This is a genomic window from Cellulomonas citrea, from assembly GCF_009829685.1.
In the GTDB taxonomy this organism is placed as follows: domain Bacteria; phylum Actinomycetota; class Actinomycetes; order Actinomycetales; family Cellulomonadaceae; genus Cellulomonas; species Cellulomonas citrea.
The window spans coordinates 1-1,338 of the sequence record NZ_VWSD01000293.1 but is presented as its reverse complement, the minus strand read 5'-3'; the positions used below and the strand labels follow the sequence as shown (position 1 = coordinate 1,338).

At 77.5% G+C, this 1,338-nt stretch carries 1 pseudogene; it reads left to right on the top strand.

Annotation, left to right across the window (positions count from 1 at the left end):
* Positions 1–1,338 (top strand): annotated as a pseudogene (locus F2B26_RS16260) (ABC transporter); the annotation flags it as partial.

The following is a 1,338-nucleotide window of genomic DNA, read 5'->3' as shown; positions in this document are numbered from 1 at the left end:
CGCCGGGTTGCGCCTCGTGGCCTCGGCGGCCGTCCCGCAGGGCCTGGCGCTGCTCGACGCCCCGGACATCGACTCCGTGGTCGCCGGCAACCGGCTCCTGGCCCGCCAGCTGCTGGGCGCCGCCGACCTGTGGCTGTTCGTCACGACGGCGGCCCGGTACGCGGACGCCGTGCCGTGGGAGCTGCTCGCGACGGCCCAGGAGCGCCGCACCGAGCTGGCGGTCGTGCTGGACCGGGTGGACCTGGCCGACGAGCAGGCGGTCGCGACGCACCTGCGGGCGATGCTGGCCGAGCACGGCCTGGCGACGACCACGGTGCTCACCGTCCCGGACAGCGGGCTGGTCGACGGTCTGCTCCCCGAGGTGGCGGTGGCCCCGGTCGCCGACTGGCTGGGCGCGCTGGCGGTCGACCCCGCAGCGCGGCGTGCGGTGGTCGAGCGCACCCGTGACGGGCTGCTGGCCGATCTGCTCGTGCGTGCCGGACGGCTCGCCGCCGCTGCGGACCTCCAGGTGGCCGCCCGCGACCGGCTGCAGGCGGCGGTGGACGCCGGGTACGGTGCGGCCGCCGCCGATGTGCGCCGGGCGACCTCGGACGCCTCGTTGCTGCGCGGTGAGGTGCTCGCCCGCTGGCAGGAGCTCGTCGGCACGGGTGAGCTCATGCGGTCGATCGAGGAGGGGGTCTCGCGCTGGCGCGACCGGCTCACCGCGGCCGTGCGTGGCCGGCGGGCGGCGACGCCCGACCTGTCCGACGCGATCGGCGCCGGGATCGACGAGGTCGTGCTCGACGCCGCGGACGAGGCCGCCGAACGGGTCGACGCGGCCTGGCGGGCCGACCCGGCGGGTGCGGCGCTGCTCGACGGTCTCGCGCTGTCGCGGTCGTCGGCGGGGCTGCGGCACGAGGTCGCCGCCCAGGTGCGCGGCTGGCAGGACGACGTCGTCGCGCTCGTGAGCCAGGAGGGCGCGGGGCGACGGACCCAGGCCCGGGCGCTGTCCTACGGTGTCAACGCGCTCGGGGTGGCGCTCATGCTCGTCGTGTTCGCCTCGACCGCGGGGCTGACCGGCACGGAGATCGGGATCGCCGGTGGCTCGGCGCTGCTCGCCCAGCGGCTGCTGGAGGCGGTGTTCGGCGACGATGCGGTCCGTCGTCTCGCCACGGTGGCGCACGAACGGCTCGACGCCCGGGTCGGTGCGGTGCTGGCAGCCGAGGCGGCGCGGTTCACCGGCCGGCTCGAGGCACTCGCGCTGGTCGACGGGTCGGCCCTGCGGTCCGCGGTCGCGCGTGTCGAACGGGCACCGCTGCCCGAACCGGCCGTGGCCGCCGCCTCGACGGAACCGGGGCG